The organism is Brevundimonas aurifodinae (assembly GCF_040195595.1).
Taxonomy (GTDB): domain Bacteria; phylum Pseudomonadota; class Alphaproteobacteria; order Caulobacterales; family Caulobacteraceae; genus Brevundimonas; species Brevundimonas aurifodinae.
Window position 1 is genome coordinate 273,981 of the sequence record NZ_JBEGDD010000002.1, and the last position, 14,867, is coordinate 288,847.

15 protein-coding genes are annotated in these 14,867 nt (G+C 68.5%); 7 read left to right on the forward strand and 8 right to left on the reverse strand.

Features of this window, described 5'->3' with window-relative positions; translation table 11 throughout:
- Positions 1-119 precede the first annotated feature (119 nt).
- Complete coding sequence (topA, locus tag ABN401_RS03790) at positions 120-2,738, reverse strand: type I DNA topoisomerase (RefSeq protein WP_349683500.1); 2,619 nt, start codon at positions 2,736-2,738, stop codon at positions 120-122.
- A 149-nt stretch (positions 2,739-2,887) separates the two neighbouring features.
- Between topA and ABN401_RS03795 the strand changes: the two genes are divergently transcribed.
- Complete coding sequence (locus ABN401_RS03795; RefSeq protein ID WP_349683501.1) at positions 2,888-3,136, forward strand: hypothetical protein; 249 nt, start codon at positions 2,888-2,890, stop codon at positions 3,134-3,136.
- Positions 3,137-3,267: 131 nt separating this feature from the next.
- Here the strand turns inward: ABN401_RS03795 and dprA are convergent, their stop codons facing one another.
- Together dprA and plsY are read right to left on the reverse strand one after the other, a co-directional pair.
- Positions 3,268-4,356 carry a DNA-processing protein DprA gene (gene dprA / locus ABN401_RS03800; protein WP_349683502.1) on the reverse strand — a complete coding sequence of 363 codons (1,089 nt, stop codon included), beginning with the start codon at positions 4,354-4,356 and terminating at the stop codon, positions 3,268-3,270.
- On the reverse strand, positions 4,353-4,994 hold the full coding sequence (gene plsY, locus ABN401_RS03805; protein WP_349683503.1) for a glycerol-3-phosphate 1-O-acyltransferase PlsY: 642 nt from the start codon (positions 4,992-4,994) through the stop codon (positions 4,353-4,355). The genes dprA and plsY overlap by 4 nt, the downstream gene beginning before the upstream one ends.
- A 135-nt stretch (positions 4,995-5,129) precedes the next feature.
- Between plsY and ABN401_RS03810 the strand changes: the two genes are divergently transcribed.
- Positions 5,130-6,059, forward strand: a complete 930-nt coding sequence (locus ABN401_RS03810) for a glycerophosphodiester phosphodiesterase family protein (protein WP_349683504.1) — start codon at positions 5,130-5,132, stop codon at positions 6,057-6,059.
- A 14-nt stretch (positions 6,060-6,073) separates the two neighbouring features.
- Here ABN401_RS03810 and gatA read toward each other — a convergent pair whose 3' ends face one another.
- The 3 genes from gatA to ABN401_RS03825 form a co-directional block, all read right to left on the reverse strand.
- Positions 6,074-7,552, reverse strand: a complete 1,479-nt coding sequence (gene gatA, locus ABN401_RS03815; protein ID WP_349683505.1) for an Asp-tRNA(Asn)/Glu-tRNA(Gln) amidotransferase subunit GatA — start codon at positions 7,550-7,552, stop codon at positions 6,074-6,076.
- A complete protein-coding gene (gatC, locus tag ABN401_RS03820; protein ID WP_349683506.1) occupies positions 7,553-7,840 on the reverse strand; it encodes an Asp-tRNA(Asn)/Glu-tRNA(Gln) amidotransferase subunit GatC in 288 nt (95 codons plus the stop codon).
- Between the two features lie 91 nt (positions 7,841-7,931).
- Positions 7,932-8,471 carry a hypothetical protein gene (locus ABN401_RS03825; protein ID WP_349683507.1) on the reverse strand — a complete coding sequence of 180 codons (540 nt, stop codon included), beginning with the start codon at positions 8,469-8,471 and terminating at the stop codon, positions 7,932-7,934.
- Between the two features lie 72 nt (positions 8,472-8,543).
- Between ABN401_RS03825 and ruvX the strand changes: the two genes are divergently transcribed.
- From ruvX to pyrC, 4 genes are read left to right on the forward strand one after another with little or no spacing between them, the layout of a single operon-like run.
- Positions 8,544-9,023, forward strand: a complete 480-nt coding sequence (gene ruvX, locus ABN401_RS03830; protein ID WP_349683508.1) for a Holliday junction resolvase RuvX — start codon at positions 8,544-8,546, stop codon at positions 9,021-9,023.
- On the forward strand, positions 9,020-9,943 hold the full coding sequence (locus ABN401_RS03835; protein ID WP_349683509.1) for an AEC family transporter: 924 nt from the start codon (positions 9,020-9,022) through the stop codon (positions 9,941-9,943). Before ruvX ends, ABN401_RS03835 begins: the two co-directional genes overlap by 4 nt.
- Positions 9,944-9,966: 23 nt before the next feature.
- Positions 9,967-10,947 carry an aspartate carbamoyltransferase catalytic subunit gene (locus ABN401_RS03840; RefSeq protein WP_349683510.1) on the forward strand — a complete coding sequence of 327 codons (981 nt, stop codon included), beginning with the start codon at positions 9,967-9,969 and terminating at the stop codon, positions 10,945-10,947.
- The gene (pyrC, locus tag ABN401_RS03845) at positions 10,944-12,224 is read left to right on the forward strand and encodes a dihydroorotase (protein WP_349683511.1); all 1,281 of its coding nucleotides are present in this window, start codon (positions 10,944-10,946) and stop codon (positions 12,222-12,224) included. The genes ABN401_RS03840 and pyrC overlap by 4 nt, the downstream gene beginning before the upstream one ends.
- A gap of 9 nt (positions 12,225-12,233) precedes the next feature.
- On the opposite strand, the gene ABN401_RS03850 is transcribed toward pyrC, so the two are convergent.
- Both ABN401_RS03850 and ABN401_RS03855 read right to left on the reverse strand, forming a co-directional pair.
- The gene (locus tag ABN401_RS03850) at positions 12,234-12,815 is read right to left on the reverse strand and encodes a hypothetical protein (RefSeq protein ID WP_349683512.1); all 582 of its coding nucleotides are present in this window, start codon (positions 12,813-12,815) and stop codon (positions 12,234-12,236) included.
- Between the two features lie 64 nt (positions 12,816-12,879).
- Positions 12,880-13,215 carry a hypothetical protein gene (locus ABN401_RS03855; protein WP_349683513.1) on the reverse strand — a complete coding sequence of 112 codons (336 nt, stop codon included), beginning with the start codon at positions 13,213-13,215 and terminating at the stop codon, positions 12,880-12,882.
- A gap of 99 nt (positions 13,216-13,314) precedes the next feature.
- Between ABN401_RS03855 and gatB the strand changes: the two genes are divergently transcribed.
- Positions 13,315-14,820 carry an Asp-tRNA(Asn)/Glu-tRNA(Gln) amidotransferase subunit GatB gene (gene gatB, locus ABN401_RS03860; RefSeq protein ID WP_349683514.1) on the forward strand — a complete coding sequence of 502 codons (1,506 nt, stop codon included), beginning with the start codon at positions 13,315-13,317 and terminating at the stop codon, positions 14,818-14,820.
- Positions 14,821-14,867 lie beyond the last annotated feature (47 nt).

The following is a 14,867-nucleotide window of genomic DNA, read 5'->3' on the forward strand; positions in this document are numbered from 1 at the left end:
TCACGCCGACGAGAAAGGGGGTGGGGTTCAGGATATCCAATACTTAAGGTGATCGGGCTCGGGTTTCAACCCGACGCGGCCCTGACGGCGGAGATGCTGGCACGCTCTCCGCCGTCGTCTCAGGCTCCGGCCTTCTTCTTGGGGGCCGCATTCTTGGCCGCCGGCTTCTTCCTGGCGGTCGAGGTCTTTGCGGGCGCGGCTTTCTTCGCCACGGGCTTCTTGCCCTTGGGAGCGACGAGGGCGCGAGCGGCCAGAAGCGGCACGGCCACCTCCATCGTCATATCCTCGGGCGCGGTGCCCTTGGGGATTGTGGCGTTGATCTTGCCGGACTTCACATAGGGGCCGAAGCGGCCGGACATGACGTGGACGGGCTCACCGGTCTCGGGGTGGGCCCCCAGGTCCTTGAGCGGCGCGACGGCCGCGCCGCGACCCTTGAAGCCGCCCGCGCGCTTTTCGGCCAGCAGGACGACGGCTCGGTTCAGACCGATGTCAAAAACCTCATCGATATCCGTGACATTGGCGTAGGTCCCGACATGAAGAATGAAGGGGCCGTAGCGGCCGAGGCCCGCCGTGATCGGCTGGTTGTCCTCGGGGTGAACGCCGACGGTCCGGGGCAGGGACAGCAGTCGCGAGGCCTGTTCCAGGGTCAGGGTCGCGGGCGACCAGCCCTTGGGCAGGGAGGACCGCTTGGGCTTCTCCTCGCCGGGGACCGAGGTTTCCACATAGGGGCCGAAGCGGCCGATCTTGAGCGCCACGGGCTGACCGGTTTCGGGATCGACGCCCAGATCGCGGTCGCCGCCGGCCTCGTCGCCCGCGTTCTCGCCCGCGCCAAAGCCCCGGGTGTAGCGGCATACCGGGTAGTTGGAGCAGCCGATGAAGGAGGACTTCATCTTGAAGCTGGCCTTCAGATGCAGCCGCCCGGTCTTGCACAGGGGGCACAGGCGGGCGTCGGAACCGTCCGGCTTTTCCGGGAACAGGAAGGGGCCGATGGCGGTGTCGAGCTCGTCGATCACGCCCTGGCGTTCCAGCACGGCGGCCGTGGCGGGCTTCAGCTTGGACCAGAAGTCGCGCAGCAGCGCCTTCCAGTCCATATCGCCGGCCGAGACCTCGTCCAGCTGGGTCTCCAGCGCGGCGGTGAAGTCGTATTCGACCCAGCGACCGAAGAACTGCTCCAGGAAGGCGGTGACCAGGCGGCCGTTGTCCTCGGGAATGAAGCGGTTCTTGTCCATGCGGACGTACTGGCGGTCGCGCAGGGTGGTCAGGATGGAGGCATAGGTCGAGGGTCGGCCGATACCGAGCTCTTCCAGCTTCTTGACCAGGGTGGCCTCGGAGTAGCGGGGCGGGGGCTCGGTGAAATGCTGGTCGGTGCGGACCGCCTCGATCTTGGCTTTTGCACCTTCCTTGAGCGCCGGCAGGCGGGTGGAATCGTCGTCCTCCTCGGCTTCGGCGCCCTTCTGCTTCTCGTCGCGACCTTCCTCATAGACCGCGAGGAAGCCGTCGAAAGTGACGACCTGGCCCGTCGCGCGCAGGCCCGTCAGGCCGTCGGGCGTCTCGACCTCGACCGTGGTGCGGTCCAGGCGGGCTGCCTCCATCTGGGAGGCGACCATCCGCTTCCAGATCAGTTCGTAAAGGCGCTGGAGATCGGATTCGAGGCGCAGGCTCTCGGGCTTGCGGGCGATGTTGGTCGGCCGGATCGCCTCGTGCGCTTCCTGAGCATTCTTGGCTTTCGACTTGTAATATTTGGCTTCTGCTGGAACGAAGGCGGGTCCGAAGGTCTTGCCGATGACCTCGCGCGCCTGGGCGATGCCCTCGGGCGTGGTCTGGACGCCGTCGGTCCGCATATAGGTAATGAGGCCGCCGGTCTCGTCGACGCCTTCGTACAGCTTCTGGGCCGCGCGCATGGTGCGCTGGGCATCGAAGCCGAGCTTTCTGGACGCCTCCTGCTGCAGGGTCGAGGTGGTGAAGGGCGGCGAGGGGAAGCGACGGACCGGCTTCTTTTCGATGGACCTGATGGTGAAGTCGCCGGACTGGATGGCGTCGCGGGCGGCCATGGCGGTCGCCTCGTCCTTGATGTCCAGCCGCTGCACGCGCTGGCCGGCGTGCTTGACCAGGCGGGTGGTGAAGGGCGGGCTGTCGGCCGCCAGATCGGCCTCGATCGACCAGTATTCCTGGGGCCGGAAGCGTTCGATCTCCAGCTCGCGGTCGACGACGATGCGCAGGGCCACGGACTGGACCCGACCGGCGGAACGGGCCCCCGGGAGCTTCCTCCACAGGACCGGCGACAGGGTGAAGCCGACCAGATAGTCGAGCGCGCGGCGGGCGAGGTAGGCCTCGACCAGCTCCATGTCGATCTGGCGCGGGGCCGCCATGGCCTCCAGCACAGCCGACTTGGTGATGGCGTTGAAGGTGACGCGTTCGACGGCGGTGTCCTTCAGCGCCTTCTTCCTGGTCAGGACATCAAGCACATGCCAGCTGATGGCCTCGCCCTCGCGGTCGGGGTCGGTGGCCAGGATCAGGCGATCGGCGCGCTTGGCGGCCTCCGCGATCTCGGACATGCGCTTGGACGCCTTGGGATCGATCTCCCAGTCCATGGCGAAATCCTCGTCGGGCTTGACCGAGCCGTCCTTGGAGGGGAGGTCGCGGATGTGTCCGTACGAGGCGAGCACCTCGTAGCCGGAGCCGAGGTATTTGTTGATGGTCTTGGCCTTGGCGGGGCTCTCGACGATGACGAGATTCATTACGGCTCAGTCTGAGGGGAGGGTGGGCGAACGTGGTCAGGCTCGCGCCCTATGTCAATCGGACGCAGAAACGACGGCTCAAGGCTAGGTTGCCAAACAGTCTGAAGTTGTGTCCAAGTGAGGCCGTCAACCCAGTGAGGGGCATCGCCATGACCGTTCAACCGATCCCGTCCACGACAGGGTACCCGGCGCATGCCACCGAGCTGGAGCGGCGGGAGTTCCCGGTCCGCGAATACATCGGGGCCATGGCCACGGAGCTGGCGCAGATGGCGCGCTGGGACGGGGACGAGGTCCTGGGACAGCTGTTGGACAGCGCCGCCGCCCGGGCGGGCGAGGTCCGGCCGTCGCAAGCCTCGGACGTCGCTCAGGAAGAGCCGTCCCGACGAAGACCGGCTTAGAGCATGATCGGTCAAGGAGGACCCACTGCGTGGGTCCGCCGAAAGCGTGATTCATGCTCTCGCTGGATCCTGGACCCTGAGTCACGGCATCAGCGGAATCGCGAAACGATTCCCCCTCAGCCGATCAGGGTCTAGATCGTCGCCGATCCGCCGGGAAGCAAGGTCGCCCGGCCCGCCAGGCTGAGTTCCAGCAAGGCCGCCGCCACGCTACTGATGGGCGCGTCCAGGGCGCGGGCGATCTCGTCCCGGGGGGTCGGCGTGGGCGACAGCAGGGTGGCGACACGGTCGAGGAAGGCGGCGTCGAGGTCGCCCGTGTTCTCCGCGTCTTGGAAGGGGTCGTCTCGGAACGGTTCGGACAGGGTCCGCAGGGTCTCAAGCCCCCGGATCACATCGTCGAGGCCCTCGCAGATGTGGGCCCCTTGGCGCAGCAGCTCGTTCGGCCCCTTGGACCGGGGATCGAGCGGCGATCCCGGGACGGCGAAGACCTCGCGACCCTGCTCGTTGGCGAGTCGCGCGGTGATCAGGGAACCAGAGCGGATCTCGGCCTCGACCACGATGACCCCGCGCGACAGACCGGAGATGATGCGATTGCGACGCGGAAAGTCACGGGCCTGGGCGCGGCTGCCCATCGGGCTTTCGGACACGACCGCGCCGCGCTCGACGATCTGGTCGTAGAGGGCGGCGTTGTCGGGGGGATAGACGTCGTCGACGCCGCCGCCCAGCACCGCCACCGTGCCGGTCTCGAGCGACCCCGCATGCGCGGCCGCGTCGATGCCGCGCGCCAGGCCCGAGACGACGACGAAGCCGGCCTCGCCCAACTGCTGGGCCAGGCCCCGGGCGATCCGCTGACCCCCGGCCGAGGCGATGCGGGCCCCGACCACGCCCACGGCATCTCGCGACAACAGGCCAACGTCGCCCCGGACCCAAAGAATCGGCGGGGGCGGATCGAGGGCGGCGAGGCGCGGCGGATGACCCTCGTCGTCCAGTACGACCAGATGGGCGCCGATGCGGGCGCCGGCCTCGATCTCAGCCTCGATGCGGTCCATCGGCGGAAGGGTGAAGCCGTGCGCTCCGCCGCTGCGGACCAGATCGGGGAGGGCCTCGATGGCGCGCTCAGCAGAGCCGAAGCGGAGCAGAAGCTGGCGGAAGGCGACGGGACCGACGCGGTCGGTGCGGGCGAGACGAAGCCGCGCGAACCGCTCGGCCTCGGTCAGGCTCACGCCTGTTTCGCCGCGCCGATGCGGGGCTCGGCCCCCTTTAGCAGGCGGCCGATGTTCTCATGGTGGCGGATCCAGATCAGGACGGCGGTGAAGACCGACAGTACCAGGATCGGAGCCGCGACGGGCAGGCCGACGGAGGAAAGGGGCAGCAGCGCCAGCAGGGGCGCGGCGGCCGAGGCGATCAGGGCGGCCAGGGAGGAATACCGCAGGGCGAAGACCACGATCAGCCAGGTCGCGCCCGCCATCAGCCCGAGCGGCCAGGCGGCGGCGATCAGCAGGCCGAAGAAGGTGGCGACGCCCTTGCCGCCCTTGAAGCCCAGCCAGACGGGGAACAGATGACCAAGGAAGGCCGCGCCGCCGGCGATGGCCCCGGCGACCTCGGAGCCGAACAGCTGGCGCGCGATCAGCAGGGCGACCGCGCCCTTGCCCGCATCGAGCAGCAGGGTGGCGAGCGCCAGGTCCTTCCTGCCTGTCCGCAGCACATTGGTCGCGCCGATGTTGCCCGAGCCGATGTTGCGGACGTCGCCGGCCCCGGCCGCGCGTGTGATCAGGACCCCGAACGGGATGGATCCCAGCAGGTATCCGCCCACGGCGACGGCCGCGAGGGTGCCCAGCGCGGGTCCCACCAGATCCTGCAAGTGATTCGCTCCCGGAAAACGTGCGTCTTCAAGATGCGTCGGCGGGAGCGCCGGGGCAAGCGGCACCCAGGATCGCGCAATGGGTTCCGCCCGGGGGTCGTGGCGGCTATGACACGCGGCCTTCGGAGTCGCCCCATGATCCGCACCCTCGCCGCCACGACGGTTCTTCTCATCGCGCCCGGATGCGCCGCCGCGCCCGGGTCGTCGGCCCAGACGGCAGCGGGGAGCCCGGCGCTGGCGGCCTTCTTCGACTGCGTGCGCGAGACCGGCGGGGTGATGGTGTCGGCGCACCGGGCGCAGTCGGCGGACGACCAGCCGGAGAACTCCATCCAGGCCATCGAGGCGACCGGGCGAGCCATTCCCGGCGCGATCGTGGAGATCGACGCGGCCCTGACCTCGGACGGACGTCTGGTGCTGATGCACGACGAGACGCTGGAGCGGACGACGACGGGCGCGGGGCGGGTGGCGGACCTGACGTTCGCCACGGTCCGGATGGCGCGGCTGGAGGCGACGAACGGGACGGTGATCGATGCGCCGCCGCCGACGCTGGTCGAGGCGCTGGAGGCGGCCGGACGAGCACGGGTGATCGCCTCGATCGATCTGAAGCCGGCGGACGAGACGGCGACGCTGGCCCTGGCGCGGCGGGTGATCGAGGAGGTGCGGCAGGCAGGTGCGCAGGATCGTGTGATTCTGATCACCTATTCGCCGGAGACGGCGCGGGCGGTGGCGGAGATGGCGCCCGAGATGATGATTTCGGCGGGGCTGGACGCCGTGGCGGGCCTGGAGGGGCTCAATCCGGCGCAGATCCTCGCGTGGACCGGGACCCGCGAGGCGCGGCCGGGGCTGTGGCGGGCGCTGGCCGAGCGGGGCGTGGAAGCGCAGTTCGGCACGCTGGGCGCGCCGGGGCGGCGGCTGGACGACCGCTATGCCGAGGACGGCGACGTGTCGGAGTATCGTGACCTGTTCGAGCAGGGTGCCGTGGTGATCGCCACGGACGCGCCTCTGGCGGTCAAGGGCGTTCTGGGGGCGGAACTGGAGCGCGCCGCGGTCTGCCCTCTCCCATAGGGAGAGGGACGTCATCACCACCAGCGATCGGGCCGGCCCACGCTGCCCGCCGCCTGTTCCAGCGCCGCGCCGACCTGGAAAACCGTGGCCTCGTCCAGCGCCTTGCCGATGACCTGTAGGCCCAGGGGCAGGCCGTTGGCGTCGAGTCCGGCGGGGACCGAGATGCCGGGCAGGCCGGCAAGGTTCGCCGTCACGGTGAAGACGTCGTTCAGATACATCGTCACCGGGTCGATCTGCTTGTCGCCCAGGGCGAAGGCTGCCGACGGCGTCGAGGGCGTCAGGATGGCGTCCACCTTGCCCCAGACATCGTCGAAGTCCTGGGCGATGCGGCGGCGGACCTTCAGCGCGCGGACGTAGTAGGCGTCGTAGAATCCGGCCGACAGCACATAGGCCCCGATCGTCAGGCGGCGCTGGACCTCCTTGCCGAAGCCCTCGGCGCGGCTGGTCTCGTAGAGGTCGGTCAGGCTGGTCGCGTGCTCGGCGCGATGACCGAAGCGCATGCCATCATAGCGGGCAAGGTTCGACGAGGCCTCGGCCGGGGCGACGATATAGTAGGTCGGCAGGGCGTATTTGGTGTGGGGCAGGGAGATGTCGACGATCTCGCAGCCGGCGTCGCGCAGCCAGGCCACGCCCTGGTCCCACAGGGCCTGGATCTCGGCCGGCATGCCGTCGACGACGTATTCGCGCGGCACGCCGATGCGCAAACCCTTGACCGATTGGCCGACGGACTGGGTCCAGTCCGGCGTCGGAATGTCGAGGCTGGTCGAGTCCTTCACGTCAAAGCTGCACATGGAGCGCAGCAGGATCGCCGCGTCCTCGACCGTCCGGGTGATCGGCCCGGCCTGATCGAGCGAACTGGCGAAGGCGACCATGCCGTAGCGGCTGGCGCGGCCATAGGTCGGCTTGATGCCGACGGTGCCGGTGAAGGCGGCGGGCTGGCGGATCGAACCGCCGGTATCAGACGCCGTGGCGGCCAGGCACAGGTCGGCCGCGACCGCCGAGGCGGAGCCGCCCGAGCTGCCACCCGGCGTCAGGTCGGAGTTGGAACCCTTTGATTTCCAGGGGTTCCTGACCGGACCAAAGGCCGAGGTCTCGTTCGAAGAGCCCATGGCGAACTCGTCCATGTTCAGCTTGCCCAACATGACCGCCCCGTCCCGCCACAGGTTGGCGGTGACGGTCGACTCATAGGGCGGGACGAAGCCGCGCAGCATGTTCGACCCGGCCGTCGTCTGGACGCCGTCGGTGCAGAACAGGTCCTTGATGCCCAAGGGCGCGCCTTCCAGGGCACCGGCGTCGCCCGAGGCGATGCGGGCGTCGGAGGCGCGGGCCATGTCGATCGCCTTGTCGGCGGTCACGACGACATAGGCGTTCAGGGTCGGGTTGGCGGCCTCGATGTTCGAGACGAAGGCGCGGGTGATCTCCTCCGAGGAGAAGGCCTTGGTCTTGAGGCCGTCGACGGCGGCCTTGAGGGTGAGCGAGGTGAGGTCAGACATCTATTCGACCACCTTGGGCACAACGTAGAAGCCGTCGGCGGACTTGGGCGCGTTGGACAGCACGGCATCGACCCGGGCTCCGTCGGTCACGACGTCGTCGCGCAGGCGAAGCGGCTGGGCCACGTTCGAGGTCATCGGCTCGATGCCGGTCACATCGACTTCCTGAAGCTGTTCGATCCAGGCGAGGATGCCGTTCAACTCTCCGGCCAGGCCTTCGAGCCGGTCGTCGGGGGTCTTGATGCGGGCGAGGTGGGCGACCTTCCTCACCGTTTCGGCGTCGATGGCCAAGGGGCCCTCCAGTCGAGCGGGTTCAAGCGGGCGGGATTAGCCGCCCGCACCGCAACGCACAAGGACTGGGCCGCACAAGGACCGGCCGACTCTATTGGGCCGGTGTGACCATGACGCCCGTCGGGGGCCCGCCGTCGACCCCCGGCGTCCAGGAGACGATGACCTTGCGGTGGCGGCTGTCGATCTCGCCGGTCGCCTCGTCGATGGTGCTCTCGTGGATGTCGAGGTCGACCCGTCCGACGGAGGACGACAGCACCGTGTATTCGAGGATGTTGCCCAGTTCGTAGATCACCCATTCGCCCCCCGGATCGGTGAAGAAGGCGATGTAGGTGTAGAGGCCGTTTGCGGCGGGATCGCCGCCGGCCGTGCCGAACACCTTCGCCCCATTGTCCGCGACCCAGTCGATGCGGACCACGCTGGCCGCCGACATCAGGGTGCCGTCCGCGTCGACCGCGATCGGCACCGCCTCCGGCGCGCCGGAGGCGGCAAGAGGCGTGGCCTGAGGGGCTGGTGCCTCTGTGCCCGGCGCGGTGCCGGCGGGCGTCGCCGCACCGTTTGAGGAGGCCTCGCAGGCACCGACGGACAAGGCCAGCGCAAGCAGGCCGATGATGGACGATACGGAACGCGACATGGAACCCCTCCCAATGGTGACGCTTGCACCCTGTGCTTTGACAGCGCCGCTGGCAACGCCTAGGCCGCCCGCGTGCCAATACTGAACCTGACAGACCTCGCGGCCGCCTGTCCTCCCGGCACGCCCTGGATGGGTCTGGACCTGGGCGAAAAGACCATCGGCGTGGCCGTGTCGGACACAAGCCGGATGATCGCCAGTCCGCTGGAGCTGGTTCGCAAGTCGAAGTTCACGGCCGAGGCGGAGACGCTGTTCCGACTGATGGACGGGCGCAAGATCTCGGCGCTGATCATCGGCCTGCCGATGAACATGGACGGGACCGAGGGGCCCCGGGCGCAGTCTTGTCGGGCCTTCGCGCGCAATCTGGACAGGCTTCGACCGACAAGCGTGGCCTTCTGGGACGAGCGGCTGTCCACCAGCGCCGTCGAGCGATTCCTGATCGACGAGCTGGACTTGAGCCGCAAGCGGCGCGCGGGCGTGGTGGATCGGACGGCGGCCGCGTGGATTTTGCAGGGGGCGCTGGACCGCGTGCGGGATCAGGAAACCTGGGTGTGACCGCCCTGTTCGCCGGGGTCGTTCCGGTCTTTGTGCTGATCGCCGTCGGCTATGGCCTGCGAAAGTCCGGGTTCCTGCCGGACGCGGCGTGGCGGCCGATCGAGAGGCTGTCGATCCATCTGCTGTATCCGGGCTTTCTGATCCCGGCGATCTGGCACGCCGACATCTCGGGGGGCGGGGCGACGGCGGCGGGGGCGGCGGCGGTCAGCGCCGTGTTGATCATCGCCACGGTGACGCTGCTGGTCCGGCCCATGCTGCGGCTGGACGGGCCGGCCTTCACCTCGGTGTTTCAGGGCGTGATCCGCTGGAACAGCTTTGTCTTCCTCCCGGTGATCCAGGCGGTCTATGGGCCGGACGGGCTGGCGCTGGCGGCCGTGGTGATCGGGGCGATGATCCCGGTCACCAACATCCTGTGCGTGATCGTCTTGGTGCGGTGGGGAGCCGATCAACGCGAGATGTCGGCGTTGTCGCTGGCCAGGGCGATCGTCTCCAACCCGATCCTGGTGGCCTGTCTGATCGGTCTGGCGCTGAACCTGGGCGGCGTGCCGCGTCTGGCGGGGATATCGGAGACGCTGGTGCTGCTGGGCGGCGCAGCCCTGCCGCTGGGGCTGATCGTGGCGGGGGCGGGGCTGAGTTTCGCCGAGGTGGCGCGGCGGCGCGTGACGATCACCGGGGTCTCGGTCGTGAAGCTGGTCATCACGCCCTTCGTGATGTGGGGGCTCTGTCGGCTCTATGGCGGATCGGAGACGGCGCAGGGGATCGCGCTGATGTGCGGCGCGGCGCCGGGCGCGGCGGCGTCCTACATCCTCGCGCGGCAGATGGGCGGGGATGCGCCGCTGATGGCCGGCATCGTGGCCCTGACGACCGTCGGCAGCGCGGCGGGGATACCGATCCTGCTGGCGCTGTTCCATCTCGGGTGATCCGGCGCTATAGGCGGGCTTTGATGACCCATCCCGCCGCCGCCGCCGACCTGATCGCCGACCGGCTGGTCCCGTTCCCGAAACCCCATTTCCTGGCGGCGGCCGACCTGAACCCGCCGTTTGTCGCGTCGTTGCTGGATCTGGCCGACGCCTTTGTCGACTTGAATCGCCAGTCGACCAAGGCGCTGGACCTGCTGCGCGGGCGCACGGTGCTGAACCTGTTCTTCGAGAACTCGACCCGAACCAGTTCCTCGTTCGAGATCGCGGCCAAGCGGCTGGGGGCCGATGTCGTGACCATGCCGGTCGGGGCCAGTTCGGTGAAGAAGGGCGAGACCCTGATCGACACCGCCGTGACTCTGAACGCCATGCGGCCCGATATCCTGGTGGTACGGCACGGGGCGTCGGGAGCGGCGGCCCTGCTGAGCCAGAAGGTCGGGTGCGCGGTCGTGAACGCGGGGGACGGACGACATGAACATCCGACCCAGGCGCTGCTGGACCTGCTGAGCCTGAGGCGCGCGTTTGGGGACGTGGGCGGGCTGACGGTGGCGATCTGCGGCGACATCGCCCACAGCCGGGTTGCGCGGTCGAACGTCGCGCTGCTGTCGATGATGGGGGCGCGCGTGCGGCTGATTGGGCCGCCCACCCTGGTGCCAGGAGACGCCGATCGCTGGGGCTGCGAGGTGTTCCACGACATGCGCGAAGGGCTGGTCGGCTGCGACGTCGTGATGATGCTGAGGCTGCAACTGGAGCGGATGGACGGAGCCTTGGTGCCGTCCACGCGCGAGTATTTCCGTTTCTGGGGGCTGGACCGCGAGAAGCTGGCCTGGGCCAAGGCGGGCGCCAAGGTCATGCATCCGGGACCGATGAACCGGGGGGTGGAGATCGATTCGGACGTGGCCGATGACCTTTCGGTGTCCCTGATCCAGGATCAGGTCGAGATGGGTGTGGCGGCTCGGATGGCGGTGCTGGCGTCGCTGTCGGCCCGGCTGGAGGGTGCCGCATGAGTTCGCTGGCCATCGTCAACGCTCGCCTGCTCGACCCGGCCACCGACTATGACGGGCCGGGGTGTGTGCTGATCGAGGACGGCGTGATCACCCTGGTCGATCATGGACCGTCGACGCGACGGGCGGATCAGATGATCGACGCCCAGGGCCTGTGCCTCGCTCCCGGCCTGATCGACATCCGCGTGCGGACCGGCGAGCCGGGGGCCGAGCCGAAGGAGACGCTGAAGTCCGCCAGTCTGGCGGCGGCGGCCGGAGGCGTGACGACGATCGTGGTTCAGCCGGACACCGACCCGGCCGTCGACGATCCGGCCATGGTCGACTTCATCCAGCGGCGCGGCGCGGCCCTGGGGCTGGTCAATGTCCGCGCGGCGGGAGCGGCGACGAAGGGACAGGGCGGGACGCGCATGGCCGAGATCGGCCTGATGCACGAGGCGGGAGCCCTGTATTTCACCGACGGCGACCATGTCATCGCCGACAGCCGGGTGCTGCAGCGGATCATGGCCTATGCCACGGCCTTCAACGCCATGATCGCCTGCCGCCCGGCCGATCCCTGGCTGTCGGAGGGGGCGGTGGCGACCTCGGGCGAGCTGGCGACCCGGCTGGGCCTGGCTGGCGCGCCAGCCATCGCCGAGCGCATCCAGCTGGAACGGGACCTGGCCCTGGTCGAACAGACCGGCGCGCGGTTCCTGGTCGATCAGATATCCACCGAGGCCGCGCTGGAGGTCCTGGCGCGGGCGCGGGGCCGGGGGCTGGAGGTCGCGGCCTCGGTGTCGATCAACCACCTGTGCTTCAACGAGGTGGACATCGGCGACTATCGCACCTTCTACCGGCTGGACCCGCCGCTTCGGCCAGAGAGCGACCGCCGGGCGCTGATCGAGGCGGTCCGGGACGGGTTGATCGAGGCCATCACCTCGGCTCACACCCCCGCGCCAGCCGAGGACAAGCGCCGACCCTTCGCGGAAGCGGCACCGGGCGCGGTCGGTCTGGAGACCCTGCTGCCCGCCGCCCTGACCCTGCATCACGAGGAGGGGATCGACCTGCTGGACGTGCTGAGGCCGCTGACCGAAGGGCCGGCGACGCTGCTGGGGTTGGACGCCGGACGACTGGCCCCGGGCACCCCGGCCGATCTGGTGCTGTTCGACCCCGGCGCGCCGATCATCGTCGATGCCGACGCGCTGAGATCCAAGTCGAAGAACTCGCCCTTCGACGGACGGCGGCTGCAGGGCCGGGTGGCGCGGACTGTGGTCGCCGGTCGCACGGTCCATGCGACCGGCTGACCCGGGGGCCTACTCCTTGATGCCGGCCTTGTCCGAGACATAGCCGCTGCAGGCGGTGGAGGCCTCGTTCAGCAGATCCTGCTCCTGTCCGCCGAGCGCGGTCAAAGCGGCGAGCGCGGCCGGCGTTATCTCGCCCGCGTTGTAGATCTCGATCTGGGCGTTGTAGATCTCGGTGCGCTTCTCGATCGTCTTGTAGGCGGCGTCAGCCACGTCCTCGGGCAGCAGCATGGTCATCTGCAGATACTGCTGATGCATCTGGCGCGAGAACTCCGCGCTGCTGGCGAAGGCGGCCTCGATCTCGGCCACGCCCGCGTCGTCCAGGGGCCCCGCGACGCGATCGATGTTCTTCTCTGTGTCGGCCACCGCCCGGGAGGTCAGTTCACCGAACTGAAGGCACACCGACAACTGCTGCTCGAAGATGCGCTGACGGGCGGCCGCCTGCGACACGTCCAGCGCCTGAACGGCGGTGAACATCGAAGCGACCGCCACGATGCAGGCCGAGACGGCCGACGCCGTGGCGATCGTTCCTTCCAGCGAGACCCGCTGTCTGCGGCTGACGGGGGCGTGCTCGGTGGGATCAGGCTGTGTCATCCGTCGATATGACGACGTTCCCCGATTCCCGACAATGACGGTTCCTGATCAGCCACCCGTGGGCTCAGGACGCCGGCGTTTGCGGCAGGGCCTTGAGGTCGGCGTCGATGGCGTCGACCGTCGCCTGGCTGATCATGCCGCCGGACATGGGCATGACCTGGGCCAGGGTCATGTCCTCGAACTGCGGACGCATGGGGTGCTGGGCGACGCCGGGCAGGTGCTTTTCCATGACCGCGGCGGTTTCGGCGTTGTTCAGCAGGTCCTTGATCGGGCTGGCGATGGTGGGACGGGCCGTTGCCGGGGCCGCGTGGTTCGAGTGATCCTGGGCCGGGGCGGTCTGGGCCAGGGCGGTGGGGGCCAGAACCGCGAGCGCGGCAGCGGCGAGAACGGACTTGATCATGGAAGACTCCGAGGATGGGAGGACGCAGATGACCCCCAAATCGCGACAGGCTCAAGACACGACCTTCCACAGGTCCGCGCGGAGCGCTAATCACGGCGCATGACCGACACGCTCGACACATCGAAGTTGATCCAGGGCCGCACAGGGGCCTGGGAGATCGTCATGGGGCTGGAGATCCACGCCCAGGTGGCCTCCAAGGCCAAGCTGTTCTCCGGAGCGGCCGTGGGATTCGGCGCGGGGCCGAACGAGCAGGTGTCGCTGGTCGACGCGGGCTTCCCCGGCATGCTGCCGACGCTGAACCGGCACTGCGTCGAACAGGCGGTGAAGACCGGGCTCGGCTTGAAGGCGCAGATCAACAAACGCAGCCAGTTCGACCGCAAGAACTACTTCTATCCCGACCTGCCGACCGGCTATCAGATCAGCCAGCTGTATTTCCCGATCGTCGGCGAAGGCGTGGTCGAGGTCGAGGCCGAGGACGGCAGCTTCTTCAATGTCGGGATCGAGCGGCTGCACCTGGAACAGGACGCGGGCAAGCTGATCCACGACCTGTCGCCAACCGAGAGCTATGTCGATCTCAACCGGGCGGGCACGGCCCTGATGGAGATCGTGTCCAAGCCCGACCTGCGCAGCCCCGAGGAGGCCGTCGCCTACGTCAAGAAGATCCGCACCATCCTGATCTACCTCGGCACCTGCGACGGCGACATGGAGAAGGGCAACCTGCGGGCGGACGTGAACGTCTCGGTGTGTCGCGAGGGCGGCTATGCGAAGTTCAAGGAGACGGGGTCGTTCAGCCACCTTGGGACGCGCTGCGAGATCAAGAACGTCAACAGCTTCCGCTTCATTTCTCAGGCGATCCAATATGAAGCGCGCCGCCAGATCGAAATCCTGGAGGACGGCGGCAAGATCGATCAGGAGACCCGGCTGTTCGACCCCGTGAAGGGCGAAACCCGGTCGATGCGGTCCAAGGAGGAGGCAAACGATTATCGCTACTTCCCCGATCCGGACCTGCTGCCGCTGGAGCTGGAACAAGCCTGGATCGACGAGATCAAGGCCACCCTGCCCGAACTGCCCGACGAGAAGCGCCGCCGGCTGATGAGCGACTATGGCCTGTCGCAGTACGACGCCGTGGTGCTGATCTCCGAGCAGGCCAAGGCGGATTATTTCGAGGCGGCGGCCCAGGGGCGGGACGCCAAGCTGGTGTCGAACTGGGTGACAAACGAGCTTTCGGCGCGGCTGGCGGCGGACGGAAAGGACTTCTCCGAAAGCCCCGTTCCCGCCGCGCATGTCGCCGAGTTGGTGGCTCTGATCGAGGACGGGACCATCTCGTCCAAGATCGCCAAGGAAGTCTTCGACCACGTCTGGAACGGCGAGGGCTCTCCGGCCGAGGTGGTCGAAAAGCACGGCCTGAAACAGGTCACCGATACCGGCGCGATCGAAAAGGCCGTCGACGAGATCATCGCCGCCAACCCCGACAAGGCCGCCGCCGTCGCCGAAAAGCCCCAGGCCATCGGCTGGTTCGTCGGCCAGGTCATGAAGGCGACAGGGGGCAAGGCCAATCCGGCGGCCGTCAACGACATCCTCAAGGCCAAGCTGGGATTGTCCTAGCGCCCTGACGCTCGCCGCGCGGCGAGACGCTGCCTGAACGCGGGCGC